Annotated in this window: 20 protein-coding genes and 1 pseudogene; 7 read left to right on the forward strand and 14 right to left on the reverse strand. The window is 47.4% G+C overall.

Features of this window, described 5'->3' with window-relative positions:
• Nucleotides 1-30: 30 nt before the first annotated feature.
• Nucleotides 31-573, forward strand: coding sequence for a peroxiredoxin (locus NDA03_RS14950; RefSeq protein ID WP_190435908.1), 543 nt, complete (start codon nucleotides 31-33; stop codon nucleotides 571-573).
• Nucleotides 574-643: 70 nt separating this feature from the next.
• Here NDA03_RS14950 and NDA03_RS14955 read toward each other — a convergent pair whose 3' ends face one another.
• A complete protein-coding gene (locus tag NDA03_RS14955) occupies nucleotides 644-1,249 on the reverse strand; it encodes a hypothetical protein (protein ID WP_190534850.1) in 606 nt (201 codons plus the stop codon).
• 296 nt (nucleotides 1,250-1,545) lie between these two features.
• Between NDA03_RS14955 and NDA03_RS14960 the strand changes: the two genes are divergently transcribed.
• Both NDA03_RS14960 and NDA03_RS14965 read left to right on the forward strand, forming a co-directional pair.
• The gene (locus NDA03_RS14960; protein WP_242033173.1) at nucleotides 1,546-2,979 is read left to right on the forward strand and encodes an efflux RND transporter periplasmic adaptor subunit; all 1,434 of its coding nucleotides are present in this window, start codon (nucleotides 1,546-1,548) and stop codon (nucleotides 2,977-2,979) included.
• 100 nt (nucleotides 2,980-3,079) lie between these two features.
• Nucleotides 3,080-6,328: an efflux RND transporter permease subunit gene (locus NDA03_RS14965; RefSeq protein WP_190676617.1), complete on the forward strand. Its 3,249-nt coding sequence runs from the start codon at nucleotides 3,080-3,082 to the stop codon at nucleotides 6,326-6,328.
• A 159-nt stretch (nucleotides 6,329-6,487) separates the two neighbouring features.
• Here NDA03_RS14965 and NDA03_RS14970 read toward each other — a convergent pair whose 3' ends face one another.
• From NDA03_RS14970 to NDA03_RS14985, 4 genes are all read right to left on the reverse strand, one after another.
• Entirely contained in the window at nucleotides 6,488-9,946 is a 3,459-nt protein-coding gene (locus NDA03_RS14970) for a GAF domain-containing protein (protein ID WP_348238455.1), read from the reverse strand.
• 266 nt (nucleotides 9,947-10,212) lie between these two features.
• A complete protein-coding gene (locus NDA03_RS14975) occupies nucleotides 10,213-10,671 on the reverse strand; it encodes an NADAR domain-containing protein (RefSeq protein WP_348238457.1) in 459 nt (152 codons plus the stop codon).
• Between the two features lie 432 nt (nucleotides 10,672-11,103).
• Nucleotides 11,104-11,949 carry a tetratricopeptide repeat protein gene (locus tag NDA03_RS14980; RefSeq protein WP_348238459.1) on the reverse strand — a complete coding sequence of 282 codons (846 nt, stop codon included), beginning with the start codon at nucleotides 11,947-11,949 and terminating at the stop codon, nucleotides 11,104-11,106.
• Nucleotides 11,950-12,178: 229 nt separating this feature from the next.
• The gene (locus tag NDA03_RS14985) at nucleotides 12,179-13,312 is read right to left on the reverse strand and encodes a geranylgeranyl reductase family protein (RefSeq protein WP_190411991.1); all 1,134 of its coding nucleotides are present in this window, start codon (nucleotides 13,310-13,312) and stop codon (nucleotides 12,179-12,181) included.
• A 428-nt stretch (nucleotides 13,313-13,740) separates the two neighbouring features.
• Between NDA03_RS14985 and NDA03_RS14990 the strand changes: the two genes are divergently transcribed.
• Nucleotides 13,741-13,917, forward strand: coding sequence for a family 2 glycosyl transferase (locus NDA03_RS14990; RefSeq protein ID WP_190411992.1), 177 nt, complete (start codon nucleotides 13,741-13,743; stop codon nucleotides 13,915-13,917).
• 85 nt (nucleotides 13,918-14,002) lie between these two features.
• On the opposite strand, the gene frr is transcribed toward NDA03_RS14990, so the two are convergent.
• The 4 genes from frr to speB all read right to left on the reverse strand — a co-directional run bounded on the left by frr (nucleotide 14,003) and on the right by speB (nucleotide 16,929).
• The gene (frr, locus tag NDA03_RS14995; RefSeq protein ID WP_190411993.1) at nucleotides 14,003-14,551 is read right to left on the reverse strand and encodes a ribosome recycling factor; all 549 of its coding nucleotides are present in this window, start codon (nucleotides 14,549-14,551) and stop codon (nucleotides 14,003-14,005) included.
• Nucleotides 14,538-15,266 carry a UMP kinase gene (gene pyrH / locus NDA03_RS15000; RefSeq protein WP_190411994.1) on the reverse strand — a complete coding sequence of 243 codons (729 nt, stop codon included), beginning with the start codon at nucleotides 15,264-15,266 and terminating at the stop codon, nucleotides 14,538-14,540. The genes frr and pyrH overlap by 14 nt, the downstream gene beginning before the upstream one ends.
• Before the next feature lie 118 nt (nucleotides 15,267-15,384).
• On the reverse strand, nucleotides 15,385-15,942 hold the full coding sequence (locus tag NDA03_RS15005) for a thioredoxin family protein (RefSeq protein ID WP_190411995.1): 558 nt from the start codon (nucleotides 15,940-15,942) through the stop codon (nucleotides 15,385-15,387).
• A 72-nt stretch (nucleotides 15,943-16,014) separates the two neighbouring features.
• Nucleotides 16,015-16,929 (reverse strand): agmatinase, encoded by a 915-nt coding sequence (speB, locus tag NDA03_RS15010; RefSeq protein WP_348238461.1) that lies wholly within the window; start codon nucleotides 16,927-16,929, stop codon nucleotides 16,015-16,017.
• 353 nt (nucleotides 16,930-17,282) lie between these two features.
• Between speB and NDA03_RS15015 the strand changes: the two genes are divergently transcribed.
• Nucleotides 17,283-18,227, forward strand: coding sequence for an alpha/beta fold hydrolase (locus tag NDA03_RS15015; protein ID WP_348238492.1), 945 nt, complete (start codon nucleotides 17,283-17,285; stop codon nucleotides 18,225-18,227).
• A gap of 185 nt (nucleotides 18,228-18,412) precedes the next feature.
• Here the strand turns inward: NDA03_RS15015 and NDA03_RS15020 are convergent, their stop codons facing one another.
• From NDA03_RS15020 to NDA03_RS15035, 4 genes are all read right to left on the reverse strand, one after another.
• Nucleotides 18,413-19,819: an LCP family protein gene (locus NDA03_RS15020; protein WP_190529180.1), complete on the reverse strand. Its 1,407-nt coding sequence runs from the start codon at nucleotides 19,817-19,819 to the stop codon at nucleotides 18,413-18,415.
• 412 nt (nucleotides 19,820-20,231) lie between these two features.
• Nucleotides 20,232-20,630 (reverse strand): hypothetical protein, encoded by a 399-nt coding sequence (locus tag NDA03_RS15025; protein WP_348238463.1) that lies wholly within the window; start codon nucleotides 20,628-20,630, stop codon nucleotides 20,232-20,234.
• Nucleotides 20,627-21,907 (reverse strand): serpin family protein, encoded by a 1,281-nt coding sequence (locus NDA03_RS15030; protein WP_348238493.1) that lies wholly within the window; start codon nucleotides 21,905-21,907, stop codon nucleotides 20,627-20,629. Before NDA03_RS15030 ends, NDA03_RS15025 begins: the two co-directional genes overlap by 4 nt.
• 289 nt (nucleotides 21,908-22,196) lie before the next feature.
• On the reverse strand, nucleotides 22,197-23,810 hold the full coding sequence (locus tag NDA03_RS15035; protein ID WP_348238494.1) for a S8 family serine peptidase: 1,614 nt from the start codon (nucleotides 23,808-23,810) through the stop codon (nucleotides 22,197-22,199).
• Nucleotides 23,811-24,012: 202 nt separating this feature from the next.
• On the opposite strand from NDA03_RS15035, the gene rpe reads away from it, so the two are divergent.
• Entirely contained in the window at nucleotides 24,013-24,720 is a 708-nt protein-coding gene (gene rpe, locus NDA03_RS15040; RefSeq protein WP_190414261.1) for a ribulose-phosphate 3-epimerase, read from the forward strand.
• Between the two features lie 613 nt (nucleotides 24,721-25,333).
• A pseudogene (locus NDA03_RS15045) lies at nucleotides 25,334-26,182 on the forward strand (WD40 repeat domain-containing protein); the annotation flags it as partial.
• A 271-nt stretch (nucleotides 26,183-26,453) separates the two neighbouring features.
• Here the strand turns inward: NDA03_RS15045 and NDA03_RS15050 are convergent.
• Nucleotides 26,454-26,978 carry a hypothetical protein gene (locus NDA03_RS15050; RefSeq protein WP_348238465.1) on the reverse strand — a complete coding sequence of 175 codons (525 nt, stop codon included), beginning with the start codon at nucleotides 26,976-26,978 and terminating at the stop codon, nucleotides 26,454-26,456.
• Nucleotides 26,979-26,990: the final 12 nt, after the last annotated feature.

Genomic DNA, 26,990 nt, shown 5'->3' on the forward strand with positions numbered 1-26,990 from the left:
TTACAGCAATAAGACCAAAATGATATACCGATGCTGACATCTACTGACTTTAGCGGACTGTTAAATCAACGCTTCTTTGAGAATTTCTTGCCGATTCCAGCAACCAGCCGTTTAGACCTGGGTGAAACGACTCCAGCATTTGAACTGCCGGACATTACTAATGGGGGTAAAGTCAAGTTATCGAATTACAAGGGAAAGCAACCTGTCATCCTTGCCTTCACCCGCATCTTCACCGAAAAGCAATATTGTCCTTTTTGCTTTCCTCACATCAAAGCGCTGAATGAAAACTACGAGCGCTTTACCAGTTTGGGCGTCGAGGTTTTGATGATTACCAGTACCGACGAACAGCAGAGCAAAACGGTTGTCAAAGACCTGGGGTTAAAGATGCCCTTGCTCAGCGACCCCAGTTGTCGGACTTTTCGAGCTTACTCTACGGGTCAAGCTTTGGGTGCGCCTCTGCCAGCCCAATTCGTACTGGATAAACAGGGAATTCTGCGCTATAAACATTTGTTCTCCTTCCTCGACCATAATGCTGAAGTGGAGAAGCTGCTAGAGACGCTCAGCGGATTGTAGATTACTGGAATTAATACTAATAAGTTGCGTTCAAGACTCTACTCTGTCTGAACGCAACTTGGGATGAGTATCAGGGAAGTGGACGAGAAAACCTGCGGAAAAGCGGCACATCGTTAGCCATTGAATTAGCCATCAAGAGAATATTTGACCGTTCTATGGTGGGAAAACTAACGCGATAAATAAAGTCATCCTGCTGCCACATTACGGAAGAAAATTCATAAGATGGCTTTTGCTTTTTTCCTTCCAATAGATATCCTCTAATATCTTTCCTTAAGGTGATGCGGTCGCCTGCTTTTTTATGTTTTTCTAATTCTCGTATCGCATTGAGAGAATTCTTTTTCTCAACCGAAAAACTTCCGACTAAGCACGGTTGGGGATTACTGTAGCAGGTAAAAAGGCTAACAGTATAAGCTAACGGAGTTTCTGAGGGGAAGACGCGGACAATCAACTCAGAAGGATCTACATCGGTGGGGCCACTGAGGAGAATTTGGGACGGCAAGCGCATAATCAACCCAGGCGGTACGCTGCTTTGAATTGTCTCTAAATGGCGTGTAAATACAGGAGCGGGACGAGCCTGTACGGGTACGTTCTCGGATGCCCTAATGACTACAGTCCCAGCCACCGCCAGGACGACTGACAGAAATAGATTTTTAACCCGCAAGAATTGGTAACGCAAGGATTTGAGAGTTTGTCAAGGGTTTTAAAAAAAGCATAGCAGCTGGAATGTTGCTCAGGGCGAGCGATCGCCCAAAACCAGAAGGCAAATGCCAAAATCCGACCTTAAGGCTGACCAAGAGAACTGCCTTCGCACTTTATGATTTGTAAAGTGAACGTTTGTAAACTATCAGCAGTCTAAATAGACAGGCAGGCACAGAGCTAACCTGTTGCCTTTGCATCTCACCGCTGGACAGCCCCGCCCAAGGCGAGTCCGAACCGTCTCCTGAGTGGAACACCCAAGTGCAACTTAAGCGTATGTCTCCTGATATATCTGCTGCTCAAGCCTCTCGGCAGCAAACGAGTCAAAAATCAACAAGCCAACGGCAAAATCAAAAAATTCCCCTATTTATATTGATATTTGCTGTTTTAGGGATGCCTGGGTTGACCAGTTGTGGCATTCTGCCGAAAGCAGAAGCGGAGGCTCAATCTCCCAGAGGGCAAGAAGGGGGGCAAGGAAAACCTACACCAGTGGATGTGGCGATCGCTCGCAGCGAATCGCTTCAAGAAGATGTAAAATTTATCGGCACGACTCGCCCACTCAGAGAAGTCTCGGTGCAACCCCAAGTGGAAGGACGGCTGCTCTCTCTTAAAGCAGATGTGGGAGATCGGGTGGCGCAGGGTCAAATTGTTGCCCAGTTAGATGACACCACCTTGTTGACTAGCGTGAATCAGGCGCAAGCAGAACTCGCAACGCTTCAAGCAGAAGTTGCCCGCGCCCGAACTCAGGTAGCGAATGCCCGGACACAGGTGGAACAGGCAAAAGTTGAATTGCAGCAAACACAGCGGGATGCGGCGCGACTGGCTGGCTTGGCGAGACAGGGTGCGATCGCGCAGCAACAAGCAGAATTAGCTCAAACCGAAGCTCAAACGGCTCAACAAGCTTTGCTCTCTGCTCAGGCACAGGTGAGTACAGAACAGCAAGCAGTCGTAGCGGCTCAAGGCAGAGTCAAGGCGCAACAATCTGTACTGGCTCAAAATCGCGAACGCCAATCTTATTCAGTATTAACTTCCCCCATTAGCGGCGTTGTCGTTGCTAAAGGGTTAGAACCGGGGGATTTAGCGAATCCAGGTAGTGAAATCTTAAAAATTGGAGATTTCAGCCGCGTCACAGTAGTGGTGCCAGTTTCAGAATTGGAATTGTCAAATATCCGGGCTGGACAATCGGTGCGGGTGCAATTAGATGCCTTCAAGAACAGGGAATTTCTTGGACAAGTAGCTCGCATTTCTCCGGCGGCGAATGTAGCGGCTCGTCAAGTGCCGGTAGAAGTCACGATTGCCAACCCCAAGGGTGAGATCGGCAGCGGACTATTGGCACGGGTCAGCTTTGCCTCAAATGCATCCCCACGGGTCGTGGTGCCGCAAACGGCGCTGCAAGAAGCAGGAGGGAGAGGGGGACAGACACAAGGGAGGCAGGCACAAGGGGGACAGGCAAGGAGCGAGGGAGAGAGCGCTTCCAACTCCCAAGAAAATGCCAAATCTAGCAAAGCGACGGTGTTTGTTGTGACTCGTGAAGGGCAACAGCCAAGAGTGCAGGCTCGATCGGTGACAGTGGGCGATCGCGTAAATGGAAAAGTAGAAATTATGTCGGGATTAAAGCCGGGAGAGCGATTTGTCAGCCGCGCTGGTAAGCCGCTCAAGGATGGCGAACTTGTAAGCTTAAGTGTTTTATCAGAAACCGCAAAGCCCTAGAGTTTTGAGTTTTGAGCTTTGAATTCTTAATTCAAAACTCACTCATGCACTCAAAATTCCGAATTCACTCAAAATTCAGAACTCAAAATTCAAAATTATTATGTCTGGATTTAGCCTAAGCGCGATCGCCATCCGCCGTCACATCGGCACACTCATGCTCACATTATCTGTGTTGGTGATGGGAGTGTTCTTTCTCTCCCAACTCCAAGTCGATTTGTTGCCATCTATCACATATCCGCGAATTGGCGTGCGGGTAGAAGCGCCTGGAATTTCCCCCGAAGTGGGAGTTGATGAAATTACCAAGCCGCTAGAAGAAACTCTAAGTACCACACAAGGAGTGGTGCAAGTTTACTCCCAAACCCGCGAAGGGCAGGTGAGTTTAGACTTATTCTTTGAACCGGGAGGCAACATTGACCAAGCGCTCAACGATGCCACTGCTGCCTTTAACCGGGGTCGCAGCAGACTCCCCAGCACCATCGAAGATGCGCGTTTGTTTAAAGTTGACCCCTCCCAGCTACCCGTTTACGAAATGGCGCTGCAATCCTCTTCCCTGGGGGATGCGGATTTGCGGGTATTTGCCGATGAAGAATTATCCCGCGAACTCAGTGTAGTCAATGGTGTCGCCGCCGTCGATGTTGCGGGTGGGGTGGAAGAACAAGTGCGGGTGCAAATTGACCTGAATCGCTTACAGGCGCTGGGGGTGAGTTTGGTAGATGTGTTGAATGCTTTAGGCGATCGCAATCAGGACATCTCTGGGGGTCGCTTGCAAGGCAACGACTCCCAAACGCTAACCCGTACCGTCGGACGCTTTCAGGATGCACAGGAAATTAGCAATCTCTCCTTTGAAGTTGCTTCCTCAACTCCCAGCCCAGTAGGAGCGCAAAGCCCTACACTTTTACCACAATCTCGCGTTTATCTAAGAGATTTTGCCGAAGTCATTGATGGTACAGAAGACCAGCGGGTATTTGTCTATCTTAATGGGCAACCAGCGGTAAAACTCAGCATTCAAAAGCAACCAGATGCCAATACTATCGAGGTGGTGGAAGGAGTTAAAAAACGCATCGAAGAACTCCGCCAATCGGGTGTAATTCCCGCAGACATGAAACTGCTACCCACCTTAGATGAGTCAAAATTTATTCGCAACTCCCTGAATGATGTCATCGTTTCTGCCATCTCCGGAGCATTACTTGCAGCCGTAGCAGTTTTATTCTTTTTAGGGTCACTGCGACAAACTTTGATTATTTCCCTGACGATTCCCCTTTGTACTCTGACGGCTATCGTCTTGATGAAGTTTTTTGACTTGTCTTTGAATGTGTTCAGTTTGGGAGGTCTGGCGTTGGGGATTGGTCAGGCGATTGACACCAGCGTCGTGATCATGGAGAACATTGCGGAAAGCATTGGCATGACTCCAGGCACTCGGACAAAGCAACGGTTAAACAAACAAGAGATAATTGATCAGTCGATTGTCAGTTCCCAGGAAGTAGAATCAGCAATGGTTGCTGCTACAGGCGCTAACCTGGTATCTGTAGTGCCATTCTTGCTAATTGGTGGCTTTTTCTCACTACTATTTAATGAATTAATTCTGACGATTTGCTTTGCAGTCGCAGCTTCACTTTTAGTAGCTCTGACCGTTGTACCTGTTCTCACATCTCGGCTATTGGCTATCCGCTGGTCGAGTCGGGTAGGTGAGTTTCAGTTGTTGCGGCAATTTAACCGTTCTTTTGAGGCGGCAACTGGCAGCTATACTCGCACTTTAACGAGGGCGCTGCCTTATCGAATACTGATAATTGCGATTTCGGTTCTGGTTTTGGGAGGCGGTAGCTTGTGGATGGCAGGGCAAATTCCTCAAGAAATTCTGCCTCGTATTAGCACTGGTCAAGCAAATTTATCTGCCCAGTTTCCTCCGGGAACTAGCGTGGAAACTAACCGGAAAGTGATGGCAATGGTTGACGAAATCCTCACAAAACAGCCCGAAACTGACTATGTATTTAGCACAGCCGGAGGTTCTCTTTTCGGCAGTAGCACCAGTGCAAATCCCCTCCGAGGTTCCAGCTCCATCACCCTCAAATCCGGTACAGATGTCGAGAAGTTTGTCGAAAAAGTTACCCAAGAGTTAAATAAACTGAATTTAGCGGGGATTCGTCTGCGGCTCAATCCCGGTCAGGTGCGAGGTATCATCCTAACGAACTCGCCAGTGCGGGGAGCGGATGTTGATATCATCCTCCAAGGAAACGAAGATCGACCGCTGCAACAGGCAGGGCGGCAAGTGGTGCAAGCCTTGGATGAGCAAGTAAAAAGTGCAACGTTTCGACCGGATGCTGACCCTCGGCAACCAGAAGTGCAGATTCGACCGGATTGGGAGCGTGCAGAGGAGTTGGGGTTGACGACGCAAGACATTGGGCAAACGATTCAGACAGCAATCGAGGGGTCGGTACCAACGCAGTTGCAAAGAGGCAATCGCTTAGTAGATGTGCGCGTACAATTCAATGAAGAATCGGTGCAACGCGCTTCGCAATTAGAGGAGCTGCCCTTATTTGTCAATAACAACAGCTTAGTTCGGCTGGGTGATGTCGCGACCATTTCCGAAGGGCAAGCGCCTGGAGAAGTGCAACGGATTAACCAACGACAGGTTTTTATCATTGCTGGGAGTCTCAGCGAAGGAGCTAACCTCAGCGATGCCTTTGCAGAGGTAGATCGGGTGTTAGAAAATTTGCAGTTACCTGAAGGCGTGACTGTACTTCCTAGTTCCGCAGCCGAAACCAATCAGCAGTTGCAAAATTCTCTGAAAACTTTGGGGGCGCTATCAGCCTTCTTAGTGTTCGTGGTCATGGCGGTGCAGTACAACTCGTTAATTGACCCCCTAGCCATTATTCTGACTTTGCCATTAGCTTTAGCTGGGGGAATTATCGGGCTTTACGTCACTAAAACCGCCATCGGTGCTACTGTTCTAGTCGGTGCCGTTCTGCTGGTGGGCATTGTGGTGAATATCGCTATCATCATGATCGAGCTAGCGAACCAGATTCGGGAACGAGAAGGATGCGATCGCCAAACTGCCATCATTAAAGCCGCTCCCCAACGTCTGCGACCGATTATGATGACTACCATCACGACGGTTTTGGGCTTACTGCCGCTAGCCCTGGGCATCGGGGAAGGCTCGGAATTCCTACAACCTTTGGGCATCGTCGTCTTTTTTGGGATGTCTATCGCCACCATCCTCGCCCTGTTTATTATTCCCTGTTTGTATGTGCTGCTGCACGAAGTACCCGGAAGCCAGCAGGTACTGAAATGGCAGCGATCGCTATCGAGAAAATTTGCCCGTAAAACTTTTTCGAGCGATCGGAAGTTCTAATTTGTGCTGTCTTTAGCACTCAGAGTTTAGCCCCACCCCTGTCCCTCCCGGTCAACGGGAAGGAGTTCAATATTCCCACTCCGTCAACGCAGAGGGGTTGGGGGTGAGGTTCCGAGTGTGTAGAGAGTTCGTTTTTTGCCCCAGCATCAATTGCTGCTTTCAATTTTGTGGGCGAACGGGAATTTCAATCCAGAACTCAGTGCCCTTGTCTGGTTGAGAAGAACACTTAAAGACGCCGCCGTGTTTTTCTACCACAATTTGATAGCTGATCGACAGTCCCAAACCTGTGCCTTTACCAACCGGCTTTGTCGTGAAAAAAGGATCGAAGATTTGCGCCTGCACCGCCTCTGGCATACCAGAGCCATTATCAATAATTTGAATCACCACGTTAGCAGGATGAGGAACGAAAGGATGAATAAGTGAATCTGTTTCATGCTTTATCCTTCCTTCTTGCTCCTGTATTTTTTCACCTTTTATTCTTTCTGCTTCCTCCTTCAAAAAGGTGCGGATAGTAATCTGCGCGGGTGAAGTTTTAACGTCTGATGATGTTAGGGCAGTATCTGTGTCACTTGCGTGGTGCAAATAACCAGCAGCTTCTCCCCTTTCCATCGGGTGGTTCGATCGATCCCAGTTGTTTTGCTGCTCCAGCGCGTCAATCGCATTGCTAAGGACATTCATAAACACTTGATTGAGCTGACCGGCATAACACTCAACTAAGGGCAGATCGCCATAAGCCTTTACAACTTCAATCGTAGGAGTATTACCCTTCCCTTTGAGTCGATGTTGCAAAATTAACAGCGTGCTGTCTAAACCCTCATGGATATCCACCCGTTTCATCTCGGCTTGGTCAAGGCGAGAGAAATTCCGGAGAGACAGCACCAGTTGACGGATTCTGTCGGCTCCCACCTTCATTGACGACAGCATTTTAGGCAGATCATCAGCAATGAATTCCAAATCGATTGCTTCTGCGTGTTTGACAACCTCTCGATCGGGATGGGGATAACGCTCTTGGTATAAATGCAACAGATCGATCAAATCTTTTACGTACTCGCCAACGTGAATGAGATTGCCGTAAATAAAATTAACCGGATTGTTGACTTCGTGAGCCACACCTGCGACTAGCTGTCCCAAACTCGACATTTTTTCTGTCTGAATCAGCTGGGTTTGGGTTTGTTGTAATTCTTGGAGGGCACAAGCGAGTTGTTCTGCTTGATGCTGGGTTTGAGCGAGTAATTCTGCTTGCTGTATTGCAACTCCCAGCTGAACAGCAGTCTGGGTGACGAACTCAATTTCCGAGACATCCCAATGTCTCTTTTGCGAGCATTGATGGATACAGAGCAATCCCCAAAGGATATCCCCTTTTAGCAGTGGCACCACGAGTTGAGCTTGAACTTGAAATTGCTCCAGCAGCTCGATATGGCAATCAGTTAAGCCTGCGTTGTAGATGTCATCAACTACTTGAATCCGACCCTGTTGATAAAGTACAGCATAGTTTTGGGAAAAGTGGCGGTCGTAAACTTTGGTTCCTAAAATCGGCTTTAAAGCTGGTAATACGTCTTCTGAGACAAATTCATCATCCAGCGAGCCAGAGGCGGAATATAAGCGAAATACTGCCACTCGGTCAGCCCCTAGCAGTTGTCGGACTTCAGTGGTCGTTGCTTTGAAGATTGTATTTAGATCGAGGGATTCTCGAATCTTCGTAATTACTCCAAACAATGCTTGCTGTTGTTCGGCAGCTTGTTCTAACTGTTGTGCTTGAGCGGTAGCAGTCGCAGCGGCAGTACGGCTTTGTTCGTACAGTTCGGCTTGCTGAATTGCGATCGCGGCTTCATTTGCCAGCTGTTGCAGCAAATCAATTTCAGCAGTCTTCCATTCCCTAGGAGCTTGGCACTCATGGGCAATTAGTAGCCCCCATAGCTGTTCCCCCATGTTAATCGGGACAACTAAGTTGGCTTGAACCTGAATTTTCAGTAAAAACTCTATATGACAGGGATGCAAATCTGACTCAGCTACGTTATGAACTGCTCGAATCCTTCCTTGCTGGTAAGCAGAGGCGTACTCCTGAGGAAAGCATTCATCTTCGTATATCTCTCCCAGAATTGAGTTCCATCTGCCTGTCACTGCTTCTACAACCACCTCCCCTTGCCAACTTCTAGTAAACTGGTAAATTACCACTCGGTCTGTGCTTAGCAGTTTCCTGACTTCCTGCACAATGCTTTGTAGGATCTTCTCTAAATCCAGAGTGCTGCGAATTTGGTCTGTGACTTGCTTGAGGACTTTGGCAAACTCTAAGGACTGTTCTAGCTGGACAGTTCGCTCTTGAATTTGATGCTCCAGGTTGCTATTGAGAGACTGCACCTGTGTGTACAGGAGATACTGCTCAATCGCCATTGAGAAGTGATGACCCAAGGCTTGAGCGAGTTCAATTTCTCCCGGCGTCCACGCTTGTGCTTGACCTCGTTTCAGTTCCCTCCATGCCTCAAAGGAATTACGAGGTTGCAGTTGTCTCCGATCCGGGTCGAAATTTCCAGCCCACAAAGTTTCCGTATCAATTTCATTACGAAAAATGCACAAGTATCCCAGAAACTGCTGACGATACTGGAGGGGGACAATCAGGATGCCCCGAATTCGAGTCGTGCGGAACGCTGGCGCGATGACTCGCAGATGAGGTTCTTTATAGAGATCCGTCACTGCCTTGATGGGATTGCAGGCAGTGTCTTGTAATTTTAAATATTCCTGCCAAACGGGATGCTCTTCAAGCGGACGATCTTTCCCGATGGCTCCTAGCATCGGTTGATCGCCGCAGGCAAATAGGATTGCTTGACTTGGATTTTCTGCCGCTATGTAAATTCTGCCCCCACAACCTTTAAAGGCTGCAACCGTTTCCGTAAGGGCTTCAGAAAGCTGAATCGTTGGTAGTGCATGGAGCAGGGTGGCGACTCGGTTAATCCGCGCTTCCCGCGTTGCTTGGGCGCAGGCGAGTTCGAGTAAGGTAGATTGAGCGATCGCAATTGAAACTTGATCTGCCACTAACTGGACGATTTGCAGTTCTTGTTCCGAAACCGAACGCGATTCAGCGTGATGAGAGACTAATAAACCCCATAGTTCCGGCTGGGTCTCCTGCGTGCGGGCATCATGATATAGAATCGGCACCACGAGGGAAGATGTGACTCCCATTGCCGTGAGATATTCAATATGGCAGGAATCTACTGGGCGATAGCGAACATCTTCCGCCTTCAAAGCAGTACCTGTCTGGGCGCAATCCAAGGAACTCAGACCAATCAACCCTGAGGAAACATCGACAATTGAGCGCTGGCGAGCTTTCAGAAACATCTCGCGGGCGTGGGGAGGAATGTCATCAGCCGGAAAATTTAGTCCCATCAAAGATGGCAGGCGATTGTTATCAATTGCCTCGGCAATCACTTCTCCACTGCCATCGGCATGAAACCGATAAATCATCACGCGGTCGGTTTCAAGCAATGAGCGAATTTCAGCGACTGTCGATGTCAAAATTTCTGGCAATTCTAGCGATCGCCGAATCCGATTGGTAATTCCGTGTAATAAGCTTGCTTGGTCTATTTCGTGCTGCATTGTTTGCGTATTATCACTTAAGCTCATTCCCTCTATCCACCACTTTTATAAATTCAGGCATGAATGTTTTTGTATATTTCTATTCTGTAACTGAAAAGTCATACTGGGTATTCGTAAAACTATTGATCTTATAAAAGTTTTAAAATTATTGTTAACTTTAATATTTTTAAGGAAAAATAACTCAAAAATATTGACAGTTTATGTAAGACATGCTATGAAAAGCTAAAAATATTTTCCCTAAAAAAATCGCTAATTCAGATTAGCTAAATATATAAATTCACAAAGGAGTAACGCTACTTTTTTCCTAACCGTTGCCGAATTTCTTGACGGACACTCATCAGGATTTTTCCCAAATGATTTTGTCCAGTTTTTTCTACACCGCAACCCCAGTAATAATCAGTGGGAGAATCCTCCACGATTGGGCGATCGCCGGTCGAAAGCAAAATGGATTGAATCTCTAAGTGAGTTAGAAACTTGATTAGCACGGCTTCGCGCATAATTTGGGTTTTCACTTGTTCCCAGTCCGGACGGATGCGGCGGGTGCGATCGCGTCCCCGTATTGCGGCTTCCATTGGCGTCTTCGCGCTAGCGATCGCTGGGATTAACGCTTCATCCTCGGTGCCAACAAATTTTTGCGCTTGATAATAATGCTCCACCGTCATCCAATCTTGACCCAGCAGATAGATGTTATGAGGAGAAAAGTTGGAAAAACATCCGTAGGGATCTTCAAATTTATAAAAGTAAATCGTCATGTCGAAACTATAAAAGTGCTTGTCCCAGTTCTACCATGCTTGTTGCTGCAAGGGATGCAGTCGAGTCGGCGACTTTCAGCCGCTCGAGTATTCAGCATTATCAAAGTTGAGGATGGTAAGTACCTGTTGCCAACATCCCAACCCAGCTTTGGGTCTGTCTCCCCAATATGGTTCGGTGAAAATTATTGTTTGTTGGGTAGAGAAACGAAATCCAACAAATGCGAACTTTGGTATTTTTCGCCCTACCAAACCGTATTCAGTGTTTCCCTGGGGCTGGTTGCCTGGTTACAGAACTTTCAGAAAACCTTATCGCTCAACCATTATAGGGGCACAGCATTGCCGTGCCCCTACTTTTTAAATCAACAATCGTGCCCCTACTCCTGGGAGTAAAAACTCTATCCTGTTTTCAGGGAACGGGAGTGTTAAAACTGGTTACTGTTTCCCTAAAGCCTTTAATCCCTGATCGATCTGGTCAGCTTGCTGAGTTTGACCTTGCTCTTTAAACAAGTCTCTGGCTTTTTTCATCGCTTCGATTGACTCAGACTTTTTACCTTGTTGATTTAGAGCTACCCCTAGGCCAAAGTAAGCAGGTGCTGCTTTCGGAGCAATTTCAGTGGTCTTTTTGAGAGCTGCTACTCCCTCATTTAACTTTCCTTGTTTGACCAAGGCAACCCCTAAGAAATAGTGTGCATCTGCACTTTTCGGGTCAATTTCAATTGCCTTCTTGAAAGCCTCAGTCGCTTCGGGTAATAATTTCGGGTTGTCTTGGGCACCTAAAGCAACTCCCAAATCATTGTAGGATCTGGCGTTTTTCGGGTCAATTTCAATTGATTTTTTGAAGTTGGCAACCGCTTCAGGTAATTTTCTTTGATTGACCTGAATGAATCCTAAGTCATTATAAGATTTGGCATTTTTGGGATCGACTTCAATTGCTTTTTTGAAAGTAGCAGCTGCTTCTTCCAGTTTCTTTTCTTGAACCTGAACAAATCCTAATTTCTGATAAAATTCTACGTTTTTAGGATTACTTGCAATTGCTTTTTTAAAAGCATCACTTGCTTCAGGAAATTTTTTCTGGCTGACCAGAATAGTTCCTAATTTATTGTAACTTTCTGCATCCTTGGGATTAATTTCAACGGCTTTGTTGTAGTCAGCGATCGCTTCGTTTAATTTGCCTTGTTGAGCTAGAGTATTTCCTGAGTCAACGTACTTTTTAGCGTCAGCCTCTGATTTTTGACAACCTAGCGTCAGGAAGCTTAAGCATCCCGCTGCTAAAATCATCAGTCCGAACCTGGATAACTTTGCAGTCCTAGAAGACATAACCTAGCAAGTTTCTGGATGAAAGCCCCAATATAACACATGAGGAAATTGCACCACTGACGATTTAAAAGGGGGTTGCACTCTCAAAAATTTAATTTTGTAGAGTGAGGAATACCTACCAAATCTTATCTGGGTGGGCTTTTGCCCACCCAAAAGAAATCAGCCCAAGCTAACTAAATGCTCAATCGTTTTACCCACCCATTCCCGGTATCATGCTCTTACTGAGGCGTTTGATAGCACTCTCTGCGACTTCAGAGTAACGACTTTCTCCGCACAGAATCTTGCCCATGCGCTCAGTGGCACCAGGGCGCTTAACACCGACTCGATAAGCAATCTTAGGAACTCTGTAGAACACTCCTGCTAAGCGTTGTGCCCACTGCATATCCGATCCCCATTCTTCGGCGATCGTGCTGGTATATCTTTCCAGAGCATTGCCATCCCCGGAGAGTGATTTGTCAATCGCTTCCGCTGCCTTCAAGCCGCTAAACATTGAGGGACGAATTCCCTCAGCAGTAAACGGATCGACGACACAGGCGGCTTCTCCGGCTAAAACTGCATTTTGCGTATGCAGCCTTTGATTGCCATCCCATAGAGAAAGGGGATGACCATATTGCTTGCTCTGATTGACCTCTACGCCGAAAGATTTGGCGTACTCAGCCAAAATTTTCTTAAAGTCTTGGGGTTCACCGCCGATGAACGTGCCAACGCCGATAGAATATCCGTCTGCTTTAGGAAAGTTCCAAATATAGCCATTTTTGACCATCCCAAATTCAAAATGAATCTTTTGTTGGTTGGTATTTTGGGCAGGTATTTCTGCTTCTAAGGCTCCAGCCAGACGCCGTTTGCGCTCTTTAAAGTCTAACCACTTAGCCATTGGCCCTTTGGCTCCGTCTGCGGCAATCAGATAGCGACCTTCAACGGGTCCATTGGCGGTGTTGACTTGCCAGCGATCGCTCTTAAACTCAATCCCCGTTACTTCAGTGTTGTCTCGCAGTTCTGCGCCTTGTTGCTGCGCCTGCTGCATCAGGAAGTTGTCGAAAACGTCTCGCCTTACCATCCAAATCGGTTGTCCTGTTTCCAGCCCTACTTCCACTGGATCGCCCATTTTCCAGGTGTAGCGGAGTGATTTGAGTTTTAAGGAAATCGCTGGAGAAAAATCAAAATCAAACCACTCTTGTATCGCTGGTGATACTCCACCCCCACACGGTTTGTAACGCGGCATTGCGTCTTTTTCTAAGACTAAAACCGAACGTCCTCCCTTAGCTAGATGATAAGCTGCGGTTCCACCTGCTGGGCCAGCACCGACAATAATGCAGTCAAACATCGTGTTAATTTTTGCTTCTGAACACACTTGCAATTTAAGCTTGTTAAGCGAAGAATTTACATCCTCACGCTTGACACTCACTGGTAATTAAGCTTAATTGCTTTCCCTACCAGCTAGCTATTTGCGTAATTATGCTTATCTCGGTAAAACGTATACAATTTCAGGCTTTCAGGATTTTTAAGATAAATATTATTCGCCTTGATTTAGATTTTCTCTTGACTTCTAGAAGACAAACCGTGTTTTCCAGTACGTAGTCGTTCAGCTTTTTCTTCCAGACAACTAGAGAGCGCGATCGCGATATTTATTCAATTCATCAATTTTACTGAGTGCAAAGTTTATATAAAGCTTATAGGATAGGTTCATGAAAGTTTTATAAAGTCGCTGACCGACTATTTGGTGTTTCTACTATTTTCATAAGGGGAAAAGCGATGTTCTGGGAATTACGCATCCAATACGCCAACGGCAACGAGAAAGTTTTACGCACCTGCAAAAATCGAGAAACAGCCCTGCGGTACATCGATGCGATCTACTCCCAGGGCTATCCTATGCACGTTGCTTTCCTGGTTCGCCCTGCTTTAGATGGACAAGCGCTTCAACCTGCCTAGTATCCGTTTTTAGCCTTTTGTCCTAAGTCCTTAGCTCTAGCGCGATCGCTTTTGACGAGCGACCCATGACGAGTGACTAATGACTTTAAACGGTCGTGATATCTTTTTCTTTCTCGGCTAACAGCTCATCAACCTTGGCAACGTACTTGTCAGTTAGCTTTTGAATTTTTTCCTGCAAGTCTCGCGCTTCATCCTCAGAGATTTCACTATTTTTTTCTTGCTTGCGAATTGAGTCTACGGCGTCGCGGCGGATATTGCGAACAGAAACTCTTCCTTCTTCAGCATACTTGGCAGCGATTTTTGCCAGTTCTTTACGACGCTCGGTCGTTAGGGGTGGAATATTCAATCGAATGACTGAGCCATCATTGCTCGGAGTTAAACCGACATCTGATAAAGAAATCGCTTTTTCGATCAGATTCATGCTGCCGCGGTCAAACGGCTGAATGGTAATCGTACTAGAATCTGGTGTATTAATACTTGCCAGAGATTTTAGAGGGGTTGGGGAACCATAGTATTCCACCGACACCCGGTCGAGGAGAGAGGCGTTTGCCCGTCCCGTCCGAATCGTATTAAAAGACCGTTGAGTTGCCTCAATTGTCTTTTGCATATGATTTTCAACATCAGCTAATTTCACAAGATCCTCCTACAATTGTTCCCACCGCTTCTCCCGTAACGGCGCGGTGGATATTGCCCCGCACCGAGAGGTCGAACACAACGATGGGGATGTTGTTGTCTTTGCACAGGGCGATCGCGGTACTATCCATCACCCGCAGATCGTGAGTGAGGACGTGTCCGTAGGTCAGGCTCTGATAGCGACGCGCCCCTGGGTTGAGATGGGGATCTGAATCATAGATCCCGTCTACTTTGGTTGCTTTAAAAATTACATTCGCATCAATTTCCGCCGCTCGCAAGGCAGCGGTCGTATCAGTGGTGAAGAAGGGGTTTCCCGATCCAGCCCCAAAAATTACGACCCGTCCTTTTTCTAAGTGGCGAATGGCGCGACGCCGGATGTAAGGCTCCGCTACTTCCTGCATGGCGATCGCTGTTTGGACTCGTGTCGGTACTCCGATTTGCTCCAAGGAGTCTTGCAAGGTCATCGCATTCATCACCGTTGCAATCATCCCGATGTAGTCGGCTGTCGCCCGATCCATGCCAGCCGAAGCTGCCTTGACACCGCGAAAGATATTGCCGCCACCGACGACAATTGCCATCTGAATGCCACTTGCCACGACATCTGCGACTTCCTGCGCGATTTCCTGAACCACCATTGGATCGATTCCATAGCCCAGGTTGCCCATTAAAGCTTCACCGCTCAGCTTTAGTAAAACCCGCCGATAAGTTATCCCCATGCCCAGACTATTGTCTCACTCAAAATACCTCCACCATAAGATAACAGTAGAGGAGTAAGTTTTGTGATATTATCCGCAAATTCAGTTACTAAAGTGTGGAGAGCCTTGAGACTACGTGTTAAGGACGCCAGTTTATCGGGGTGCCTACCGCCTCAGTTGAGGCGGTTGTAATCGCCGTTTTTCCTTGCAGTAAAGAAGCGATCGCATCCCGTAAATAATGCACCTTCACCGCTGCTGGATCTTGGGAATTATCATCAATCCGTCCCCTGTAGCGGAGTATCCCAGAATTATCTAATAAGAAAACCTCTGGCGTTGTCTGTCCCCCAAAGCAACGAGCGACATCCTGTGTGGTATCTCTCAGATAAGGAAAATTTAGACCGTGAGTTGCTACCAAATTTTGCATATTCTCGAAGCTGTCTTCAGGCGACTGAACCGCATCATTGGCGTTGATGCCAATCAGGGTAAATCCCTGGCTTTGGAACTCGCTTTGAATCTGGATTAGCCGACCCATATAGGACTGCACGTATGGGCAATGATTGCACATAAAAACAACGCCCACAGCTCGATACTTTTCTAAATACCGAGCCAGGTGGTGGACTTGATTATCGATTCCCGGTAATTCAAAATCTGGAGCATAACTACCAATAGGAGTGCCGGTCTTTTCCATTACACTCATTTACTTATCCCTGGGTAATTACAACAAAGTACGAGGGGGCTACAGTCGTAAAGAACAAAGCAATTACGGTTTCTATTTGCCTTGGAGGAACGCCTGATAACCGATTAGTTTGTAGACTAATTTTGCAGCAGTAAATTCTGATACTACGGAATCTACAATCGGTGCCAATTCCATGACATCACAACCAATCACTTCGTGATTTTGAAACACTTGCCGCAAAAAAGAGAGTAGGGAGTACCAATTTAATCCACCGGGTTCTGGGGTGCCGACACCAGGTATCAGGGTGGGGTCAATCCCGTCGAGGTCAATGGTGAGGAAAACGCGTCTGGTGGGGATACTTGCGATCGCCCTTTCCATCCAATCCGGTTGCGTTGCAATTTCTCTCGCCCGGAACACCGTCAAATTTTTCTCTTTGATCAAGTCAGCTTCTTCTTTGCAAATGGCGCGGATGCCGATTTGCACAGTTGGCAATCCCATTTCCACAATCCGCCGCATCACGCAACCATGGTTGTGAATCGAGCCTTCGTACTCATAGCGCAAATCGCCGTGAGCATCTATTTGCACGACCGTAAAGGGTTCATCGGGGTAAGCTTTTTGGTATGCCTCTACAAGACCAGTTGTAATACTGTGTTCGCCACCCAGACCAATCACAAACTTGCCGTCAGCTATCATCTGAGATACCGTTTCGCGGGTAACTTGCAGCATTTCCTCAGATGAAACTGAACGACCGTTGCGGGTGTCTGCAATCGATTCAGCCGTATAAATTCCAATGTCTTTGCCAGTTTCCCAATCTAGCTCCTCATCATAATATTCCACCTGCCCAGAGGCTTCTAGAATCGCATCTGGCCCATTTTCGCAGCCATTTCGATACGTTGTCGTCGCCTCATAAGGAATCGGCAAAATCACCACTCGCGCGGCATCGTAGGTAGAAGCTAAATCAGGACCAAGGAATGGCAGAACAGAAGTAGGAGTTTGCACCGTAGTCATCACCAACTAAATTTCATGAGGGAGTCACCAATCTAGATACTGACATACTCCCCGCTTTGAGTGCTACGCACAGATGAAAAACTAAGGTTTTGAAATTGGAAATTGAAAATTGGAATTCTCCGTGTCACTTTCCGCTTCTTGTGAGAGTCTTCACCTGTGTACCAGGCTTATCTACACTTGGCATCAGAGTTTTTACGGGATTTTCGATTCAGTTGCTCAAAATTATTGGAATTAGTGTTTTCCAGAGTTGAAGAATTGTAAAATTAGGAAAGCATAAGTCTACCCGTGGCGTTGAGAGCGCATTCAAGGTGCGACGGGATAGAAATCAAAGAGATGTGATCGCTATCTATGCCATGACTCCATCTTCCTCCACCACTCCAAGCGCACCCACCGCTGCCCACATTGTCACGAAAACTTGGACTTGGCAGGGTTTTCCCATCTGCTACCAGACTCAAGGAAACCAAGGGCCAGCGGTTGTGCTGGTACATGGATTTGGGGCATCTTGGGGGCACTGGCGCAAAAACATCCCGGTGCTGGCTCAAAATTGCCGCGTCTATGCCATTGACTTAATTGGCTTTGGCGGTTCTGCGAAACCCACGCCAGGGGGCAAGATTTCCTACACCTTTGAAACTTGGGGACAGCAACTGGCTGATTTTTGCCGCGAGGTGGTGGGCGGTTCCGTTTTTTTAGTCGGAAATTCCATCGGCTGTATTGTGGCAATGCAAGCAGCAGTAGATCATCCAGATATTGTCTTGGGAACTGCCCTCATTAACTGTTCTCTGCGGCTGCTGCACGACCGCAAACGCGCCCAGTTGCCCTGGTATCGCAGCTTTGGGGCACCTATCGTTCAACGACTGCTGGCAGTTAAGTGGATTGGCAAATTCTTCTTTAGCCAACTTGCCAAGCCGAAGGTGGTAAGGAAGGTTCTCCTGCAAGCCTACAAGCATCCGGAAGCGGTGACAGACGAACTGGTGGATATGCTCATGGCACCCGCGTTTGATGAGGGGGCTGTGGACGTTTTTGTAGCCTTTACACGCTATTCTCAAGGGCCGCTGCCGGAAGACCTGCTGCCCCTTTTGCCCTGCCCGACAATCATTCTCTGGGGAACGGAAGATCCTTGGGAACCCATAGAACTGGGGCGAGAGTTTGCCAATTACCCGAAAATTGAGAAGTTTATTCCCATCGAAGGTGTCGGGCATTGTCCCCAGGATGAAGCGCCTGAGTTAGTTAACCCGATTTTGCAGGATTGGATATTGCAGATGTACTCGGACAATCAAGTTTTAGCTGAGAATACTTAGAAGTGCTGGAATTGGGGCATCTATAGCAATTCTCTATTGGATGCAGTACGGTTTAACCCCTCCTCTGCCCCTCCCCGTAAACCTCTCTAGGTTCAATATTCCCCCTCCCCGTTCACGGAGAGGGGTTGGGGGTGAGGTTCCGAGTGTGTATATTGCACCCAACCGAGAACTGCTAAATGCTTCATTTAAAATGAGTCCCGGTTAGCACTCCGCTTAAGCCAGTCTTGACCCAGCTGAATCGTTACATCCGAAACCAGATTGCCGGTGCTTTCAACACGCACTTCCCCGAATCCTAGCGAACGGTAAATGGCTTTGGCACTATTTCCATCTCCCTGTTGAGCCACTACGTGCGTTACCCGCAACGGTTCGGGCCACGGGTCGTCAACGTAGACGTTTCGGTAGCCAGCATTCCTTAGCGTGTTGATTAAAGATTGGACAGCCTTCATATCACCTGTACTATCTTGAATCGCTACCCGGATATAGGCTGGGTCAGTTGCTTCACCACCGTCCAATCCCTGGTCAAAATGCTGCGCCATCATCGTCTGGATGCGGCGGCGATTTGGCACCCAGTAACTTACCTCATGATGCCCACTGCCACTAAAGTCACCCGGTACCATTAACATTTGCACTTGGGAACGGTCGGTCTTGACACCATAGCCAACCAGGGCTAGTAACTCCTCAACCGTTAAGTTGGTGTCAATATGCGACTGAATAACCGAAAGAATCTTCGGCATTCTCGCTAAAGTGGTTGGATTCAGTGCTTGTTCCATCAGTGCCCGCATTACCATTTGCTGCCGCTGAATCCGACCGATGTCGCCATACTTGTCATAGCGGAAGCGCAGCAATTGCAGCACTTGATTGCCATTGAGATGTTGTTTTCCTGCTTTCAGGTTGATGTACAGGTGCTGGCTATCATCTCGATATTTCATATCCCTGGGGACATAGACGGTAACGCCACCCAAGGCGTCCACCAGCTTTTCTACCCCCTGAACGTTAATTCGGATGTAGCGATCGATTCCCACGCCGCTGAGGAGTTCGCTGGTTGCCTTAGCACTGAGGGCTGGCCCCCCCTCAAGATTCGCTGCATTAATCTTGGTAACGCCGACGCCCTCCACAAAGGTGCGGGTATCCCGTGGGATTGATAAAGCCGCGATTTTTTGCGCCTCCGGGTCAAACCGCAGCAAGAGCATGGTATCTGATAGACCCTCGAAGGAGTTTACCAGGGCGTGGTATCCCAGATTTTTCGTTTCAGGAGGAGGGTTATCCAGGTCGGAGGAGATGACCTTGATTCCCATGACTAAGATATTTACCGGGCGGGTCAGTTCTGGCAATCGCATACTGGTGCGGGAAATGCGATCGCCATCAAACACCGCAGCTTCTTCCGGACTTAGCTGGCTTTGCAGCAAAGGCGTACTGGAAAAAGACACGGCTAACAAAGCTCCCGCAGTTGCTGACAGCATTGCCACCCCAGTCAAGCCCAACCCAAGCCAAAGCCAGTTCACCTGGTTTCGTTTTTGAACAGGCCTTTTCTTGATGGGTTGATTGGATGTTTGCCCCCACGGGCGTTTTTCAGGAATTTTTCGGGCTGACACTGGCTTCCTCACACACGCAAAAAAGATAACACGAATTTGTGTTCAAGGTAGGGGCGCGGAATCTGGCAATCTGGAGCTGGGACGTTTATTTCTAACAAAATCCGTCCTTAAGAAGGATTGCACTAGAACACTCATAGCAGTTTTTCTACCGATTTACTGCAAAATCAGGCAAACACTGGCAAGAGTTTAACCTCATTTCGATAGAGATGCGTAGGCTAGAGGGAGAACCAGCTATCAAGTGCATAGGCAGAATCTTCATTCAACCTTCCCCATTCCTTACTTTTGTTCAAGGAAAGCATCCGGATACAAATGGGTTGCACTGGTAACTCCGGTTGCTTTCTTTAAAAAAATACTGTGCGCCTACAACCTCTCTTGCCTCGTCCCAAGCTGAGGCGAACCAATACACGCTCGTTTAGGACAAGTGTTTGCGAACGGCTCCCTCCGCAAGCCCGCTAACACCCGGAATACGTACAGACTTCCGTTGCCACAGACGCACCATCAACCATAAGCTGACCAAAAAATAACCCGATGTCAATAGACCATTGATAAATAACAAGCGTAGGGTTAACGTTTCTGAAGCTTGTGCAACTCCAGCCCCCAATAAACCATATGCCAACAGCCAACCGAGAGCCAGCGTCACCGACAGCCTACTCACGGTTTGTTGTTGCCGGTCGCTATCACGTCGGTATAACGTCCAGAGGGCTGGGAAAAAGCCAACTACAGGAATCAAATAGATAAACAGTTGGTAAAGTGGGGTTTCCAACCTGTCCCTCTTGATGTCTTGATTTTCAAACGGGTCAATGTCTTTCATTTTGGTTCCACAATAGACCCCATAAATAGAACGGTTCCAGTTTGATTATCCCGAATACAAGCGAAAAACGGGCGGTTAACAATCATCTCGAAGGGTTCCTCTGGCATCGGTGCAGATGTTGTCATTACTCCGACGACCGTGACTGCGGCTGCTTCGGTTCCTGCTTCGTTCACTTCCACAAAGGTTTTGTGCTTGACTTGATTAAGCTGGAGTGGGATAGAACTCATCTGAGTAAAATTAGCATTTGAGTCGAAAGCTACTTCCATACCCAGTGCTTTGAGAGCGTCGTTGAGTTCTATGTCGTAGTCCATTTTGAAGCGAGGCATCTGGATAAATCCCGGTTTCGTTTTGAATTGGGTCATCCATTCCTCCCATTTTTCAGTATTTAGCTGCTGGTAAAAATCTGTAAGTTTAAAATTTTCTTTTGGGAGAAACACATACAAACTAAGTTTTCCTTTCCCGTAGGGTAAGCTAATAGCTTGAAACTGGTCGTTTTCGTAGTATTTATATTTATCCCTTTGAGACATCATTGGGTGTTGTTTCTGAGTTCCATCGGAAAGGTAGAACGGTTCAGTTGTTGTTTGCTTCTGGTCAAATTTCTTTTTCCAAGTCCCTTTGAAGTAAAGAGCGTTGATCAAAAATAACACTTGATCGGGTGGAATTTCGTTGACGATTGAATTGATTTTACCGCGAGTATTTTGTTTTACCCAGTTATTAATGTCAGATATAGCGCTGGGTTTTCTAAAGTCTAGTTCTGCAATTTGCGCCTGATAAAATTGGCGATTTTTTTGAAGAAAATCTGGGTTAAAAGAGACGCCTTTCTTTGCCCAAAGAGAGTTGGCAATGGTGAGCTGCACTTGGGGGTCTGGATTTTCTAAGAGCGCTTTCAAGGCGTCATTGGATTGATTGACTTCTTGTAGGCTTAATCCTTGCAATTCCAAGGTTTTTGCCATTGCTTGTTGAGTATCGCCGCTAGCACCGTTGTAGGTCATCGAGAGTGCGATCGCTACACTAGAAGGCGAGACAAAAATATTCTTGCCGCTGTCCTCTTTTAAAATTTCCTTGAAGAGTTTGAACCCAAATTTTGTATTCGCCGCAACCAGTCTCGAATCCACGGTTTTCTTCTGGCGCTGACTGATGGTAGGAGAGGTTCCAGGCTGCCTGGGTTCGCCCATTGCAGCCTGCGGATTTTTGACCATCGACCATCCCAGTAAACCGAATAGGATGATACTGACTGATGCGATCGCTACCATTAAACTGAACATTGGTCGCTTCATATAGCTGTTTATATTGCCGTAACATTTCTTTTCTAGAATGACGGCTAACAGCCAGGGACGTTCCACTGGTTACGGTTTTGGCAACTGATACCAATTTACTATTTTGATGTCACATTTGCGATCGCCCCAACCCCCCTTCAAAAGGGGGGCAATAGACGTATTTGTGGCAGACATAAAGTGAAATGGTATGAACTGGATCGAAGAAGGTTTAAGGAGCGTGTCTATAGAAGGCGCGATATTTTGTTAAACGCACCCCTATATTCTTCAATCTCAAATCGCGATTTTATGTTTAATTTTTCCCTTTGAGTAGCTCTTTCGCCGGTACCGTCCACCAAGCTAAGGCATAGGCTTGAGTATTTTCATTGAATTTCTGACGATATTGGACGCGAATTTTGTAGCGACCCGTGGCAGGAATTTCCTGAAAAATGTGTTCTACACTATCAACATCGCTTTCCGAAGACCAGATACTCTTGCTGATATCATTATCTTCGGCTCGCATCAGGTAGATATCGAGATTGTTTAAGCCGCGATCGCTAAAACTCTCCCCGACATCAAACTGCTTGTTGTTATTTTGATCTTGTAACTCCACGCGCCTATCCCAGGCAAGCGTAATCGAGGCAAAACTCCCTTGCTGCAATGGTTGGTTCAAGACATAATCCTGAAATGCAGAGTCCTTCACTGTGCGGTAATCCCAGCCGACCAAGGGCACAGGCTTTTCAGAGTTCCACTGACCGGGACTAAATTGCTGGTAAGCCCGAAAAGTATTCATCTGTCCGGTACCCATTTGGAAGTCTAATGGGATTTTCCGGTCTTTGTAAGCATCGGAGGCTAACCAGTCGCGGTTATCTTTAGTCAAAATTGTGCGACTCATCGCTTGGCGCAGTCCATCGCCAGTGTCTTTGATTTTTTCTGCGGAGTTCAGCAGCACAGCTTTCATAACTTCATGACGACGGGCGTCTGGAGTCCAGTTGGGCTGTTGTGTTCGCAGTTGGCGATCGCTATATTCTTGTAATAACGCGACAGATGCGGTGACATGGGGAGCCGCAAAACTCGTTCCCGTAACCCGACTTTCCTTACCCTTAATATCTAATACCTCGATCTGGCTACCGGGTGCCACCAAACTAATCGAGCGACGGGGGCCAACATTAATTTCCCGGTCAAGCAGACGCTTCGCAATCCCGATAGGCGCAGCGCTCAAGTTGGCAAAATCTACTTTCGTAAAAATTCCCTCGCGGCGCGTTGTATAAGCAACATTGACGCCATTATAGTTATCGGTGGGAATCGGAATCCCCCCAGTCCCTTGATTCCCCGCTACTACATAAAGCGAGTCGTGGACGCGAGCCGACCAGTCAATACACTGGGTTAGTAGAGCGTTGCCATCCAGAATCGGGTTCGGTCGAGAATCTCGCTCCAGAGACTCTCCAAAACTAAAGTTAATTGCCCGAACATCGCCCCCATTTTGCATTGCCACATACTGCGTGGATAAGCACTCTTCCGGTTGACCTGTTTTTTGCGGTGCGCCTACAGCTGAAGCATACAGTCGTGCCTGCGGTGCCACTCCGGGGAAACCTTTATCCGAGCTAATCATCACGCTTGCTACCATTGCTGCGTGCCCATCAACATTACTATCAGCTTTGGCTGGGGCATCTCGATAAAAGACTCGGATCAAGGAGAAGGCTCGATTCCGGGAAACCGCTTTATCCAAACCAAATTGTCCCGGTCTTCCAATCTCCACTTGACCGATAGCAATCTTACGACCCAATAAGTTATAAGGAGCAGCGTGTAGCCTTTGGGCATCAATGCCCGCTTCTCCTAGTGATGAGGTTTCGTTAGCCAGAGAGGAAGGAGCGGTTAACGCGGTAATTCCCAGCCCCCAAACAAGCCATGTTAGTTTTTTAAAAATCTGCTGGTGAGCCACGCAAGCTTCTCCACTGAAGTTTTGAAGGTTGAAGGTTGAAGGTTGAAAATCTTAGTTTCAAGGTTGAAGGTTAGAGATTGAAGGTTAAATTCACACTTCATCGTTCATACTTCATACTTTTTTAAGGCTTGCCACGTCTTTTGTTAAACTGAATACCAGACGAGGACGCAAGAGAGTATAAATAACCATGACCCAAACGCCATCCCAGAAGCCGATTGTTATCGCTCCATCAATCCTATCAGCTGACTTCAGTCGATTGGGAGAGGAAATTCAGGCGGTTGATGCCGCCGGTGCAGATTGGATTCACGTTGATGTGATGGATGGTCGCTTTGTCCCGAATATTACAATTGGCCCGCTGATTGTAGAAGCGATTCGTCCGGTTACCCAAAAGCCGCTGGATGTCCACTTGATGATTGTGGAACCAGAAAAGTATGTGGCAGATTTTGCGAAGGCGGGGGCAGATCATATCTACGTTCATGCGGAACACAACGCTTCACCGCATCTGCACCGGACTCTAGGACAAATCAAGGAACTGGGTAAAAAGGCGGGTGTCGTTCTCAATCCTTCTACTCCTTTGGATTTGATTGAGTATGTGCTGGAGATTTGCGATCTGGTATTAATTATGAGCGTTAACCCCGGTTTCGGCGGTCAAAGTTTTATCCCAGAGATGGTGCCGAAAATCCGGAAGTTGCGTCAAATGTGCGATGAACGCGGTCTTGACCCTTGGATTGAAGTGGATGGCGGACTAAAAGTAGATAATACCTGGCAGGTTTTAGAAGCGGGAGCGAATGCAATTGTTGCTGGTTCTGCTGTGTTTAAGGCGAAGGATTATGCACAGGCAATTGAAGGAATTCGCAATAGTAAGCGTCCTTCACCAGAATTAGCGACTGTGTAAAAATAATTTAATAATTTGCCTGTAGAGACGCGATGAATAGCATCTCTACTAAATGAAAAAAGCCTGCGATCGCAGGCTTTTTTTGTTGTTAGCTGGAGAATGCGATCGCATTCTCCCCCTGTATGCCAAAAGTATCTTGTAAGTTAAGACAGAGATGATGACAATCAATCCCCGCCCATCGTAATTTTAGGTGAAGCTAATGCCACGCAGTGAAGACGAGTTACCGGATTTAAAGGCTGCGGTCGAGAACCTTACAGAACAGATTAGTAATCCCCAAACCTTTGTAGTTTCGGTAAAAAGGGACAGTACCGACATCAAGGAGTTCCACACCAAAATGGCTCATGTGGCTGATGCGCTTGAGAGTCGGTTGGGTGAGATGGAAATCAACATTATAGGTGCAGCCCGTGACGAAATGGGTGATTGGGCTAATAGGCTTGAGAGTCGGCTGGATAATATGGAAAAAAATATCATCCGCGAGATCGGCGATCTGCGTACCACAATAACAGAAGTAAATGACAAACTTGATGAACTTATTGCCAAGTTAGACAAATCGCTGGAGCCTGCCAAGTTAGACAAATCGCTGGAGCCGCATCAATCTTGGCGATGCGTACAGATGCTCAGTCATTCCGATGTTTGGTCTGTCGCCTTTAGCGCAGATGGGCAGCTACTTGCTAGTGGCAGTAGAGACAACACTATCAAACTGTGGCATCCGGGTACAGGCGAAGAAATCCGCATTCTCACTGGTCATTCTGACCGGGTTATATCCGTCGCCTTTAGCCCAGATGGGCAGCTACTTGCTAGTGGCAGTTGGGACGAGACTATCAAACTGTGGCATCCGGGTACGGGCGAAGAAATCCGCACTCTCACTGACTTGGTTTTGAATTCCATTGCCTTTAGCCCCGATGGGCAGCTACTTGCTAGTGACGGTTTGGACGAGACTATCAAACTGTGGCATCCGGGTACGGGCGAAGAAATCTGCACTCTCACTGGTCATTCGGTTAGTTCCGTCGCCTTTAGCCCAGATGGACAGCTACTTGCTAGTGGCAGTGGAGACAACACTATCAAACTGTGGCAACCGAGTACGGGCGAAGAAATGCGCACTCTCACTGGTCATTCCGACGGCGTTTATTCCGTCGCCTTTAGCCCAGATGGACAGCTACTTGCTAGTGGCAGTGGAGACAACACTATCAAACTGTGGCAACCGAGTACGGGCGAAGAAATCCGCACTCTCACTGGTCATTCCGACGGCGTTTATTCCGTCGCCTTTAGCCCAGATGGGCAGCTACTTGCTAGTGGCAGTGGAGACAACACTATCAAACTGTGGCATCCGGGTACAGGCGAAGAAATCCGCATTCTCACTGGTCATTCTGGCTTGGTTAGTTCCGTCGCCTTTAGCCCAGATGGGCAGCTACTTGCTAGTAGCAGTGATGACGAGACTATCAAGATTTGGCAGCGGGATTGAGGCAGGTAAAAGAAATAGAAAAGAGTTTGTTTTGATTTAGTGTGACATGAAAGGGAAAGTGCATTATGCGTAAATAAATTGTAGAGAGGTTGGCAGCACTCTTTTCAATGAAAATCAGCCCAAAAAACCGAACATCTCAGTTAGTCACTACCTAACTAACATCTAGTAAACACATTGAATTTCTTAAAGTATTAAGTTTTTAACCCGAAAAAGGCGCTCCAGTTAAATTGGAGCGCCTTTTTTGTCTATTACTCTCTAACAGTAACGGGTTTTAGTGTCTGCGACCACCCAGCCACTTAGCTGCCATGATGCCAAATACAGCGGCGACTACTGGATTGCTCAGAAACTTCATGATCGCTGGTTTGTCAGCTAATACATCTTGGAAGATGTCAGGATGAGTGTGATAGGTGAAGGTAGCCAATTTGCTAACATCATCCGCACTCATGCGGTTGGGATGATGGGTGGAGAGACTTAATTGTTGTTCCAATTGGCGGTCGTTGAGTCCTCTTTCCTTTAACCGCTTGAAGAACTCCCGTGCTACATCATCCCGTTCGCTGGGTTGAATTTGCGCGATCGCTTTTTGCAGTTCTGGTTCCATCTGGCTGACAGGAATGCTGTCTGGATGTAGAGACTTCCCAAACAGTTGACGGCGTTCGTCTCTAGAGGAACGTTGAGCAAAGTCATCAAAATTTTGATAGTCGCTGCTAGGATCGCTTGGAGCATCCTGCATCATTTCGGAGTCACCACCAGCCAAATCATTCATGATTTGACGCTTATATTGTTCGCTGCTGGTCATTTTCTTATCTCC

Source organism: Trichocoleus sp. Lan (assembly GCF_039961855.1).
Lineage (GTDB): Bacteria > Cyanobacteriota > Cyanobacteriia > Cyanobacteriales > FACHB-T130 > FACHB-T130.

Coding starts and splice junctions, on each gene's coding strand:
- NDA03_RS14950 (WP_190435908.1), top strand. CDS start 31: ATGCTGACATCTACTGACTTTAGCGGACTGTTAAATCAACGCTTCTTT.
- NDA03_RS14960 (WP_242033173.1), top strand. CDS start 1,546: ATGTCTCCTGATATATCTGCTGCTCAAGCCTCTCGGCAGCAAACGAGT.
- NDA03_RS14965 (WP_190676617.1), top strand. CDS start 3,080: ATGTCTGGATTTAGCCTAAGCGCGATCGCCATCCGCCGTCACATCGGC.
- NDA03_RS14970 (WP_348238455.1), bottom strand. CDS start 9,946: ATGAGCTTAAGTGATAATACGCAAACAATGCAGCACGAAATAGACCAA.
- NDA03_RS14975 (WP_348238457.1), bottom strand. CDS start 10,671: ATGACGATTTACTTTTATAAATTTGAAGATCCCTACGGATGTTTTTCC.
- NDA03_RS14980 (WP_348238459.1), bottom strand. CDS start 11,949: ATGATTTTAGCAGCGGGATGCTTAAGCTTCCTGACGCTAGGTTGTCAA.
- NDA03_RS14985 (WP_190411991.1), bottom strand. CDS start 13,312: ATGTTTGACTGCATTATTGTCGGTGCTGGCCCAGCAGGTGGAACCGCA.
- NDA03_RS14990 (WP_190411992.1), top strand. CDS start 13,741: ATGTTCTGGGAATTACGCATCCAATACGCCAACGGCAACGAGAAAGTT.
- pyrH (WP_190411994.1), bottom strand. CDS start 15,266: ATGGGGATAACTTATCGGCGGGTTTTACTAAAGCTGAGCGGTGAAGCT.
- NDA03_RS15005 (WP_190411995.1), bottom strand. CDS start 15,942: ATGAGTGTAATGGAAAAGACCGGCACTCCTATTGGTAGTTATGCTCCA.
- speB (WP_348238461.1), bottom strand. CDS start 16,929: ATGACTACGGTGCAAACTCCTACTTCTGTTCTGCCATTCCTTGGTCCT.
- NDA03_RS15015 (WP_348238492.1), top strand. CDS start 17,283: ATGACTCCATCTTCCTCCACCACTCCAAGCGCACCCACCGCTGCCCAC.
- NDA03_RS15025 (WP_348238463.1), bottom strand. CDS start 20,630: ATGAAAGACATTGACCCGTTTGAAAATCAAGACATCAAGAGGGACAGG.
- NDA03_RS15030 (WP_348238493.1), bottom strand. CDS start 21,907: ATGAAGCGACCAATGTTCAGTTTAATGGTAGCGATCGCATCAGTCAGT.
- rpe (WP_190414261.1), top strand. CDS start 24,013: ATGACCCAAACGCCATCCCAGAAGCCGATTGTTATCGCTCCATCAATC.
- NDA03_RS15050 (WP_348238465.1), bottom strand. CDS start 26,978: ATGACCAGCAGCGAACAATATAAGCGTCAAATCATGAATGATTTGGCT.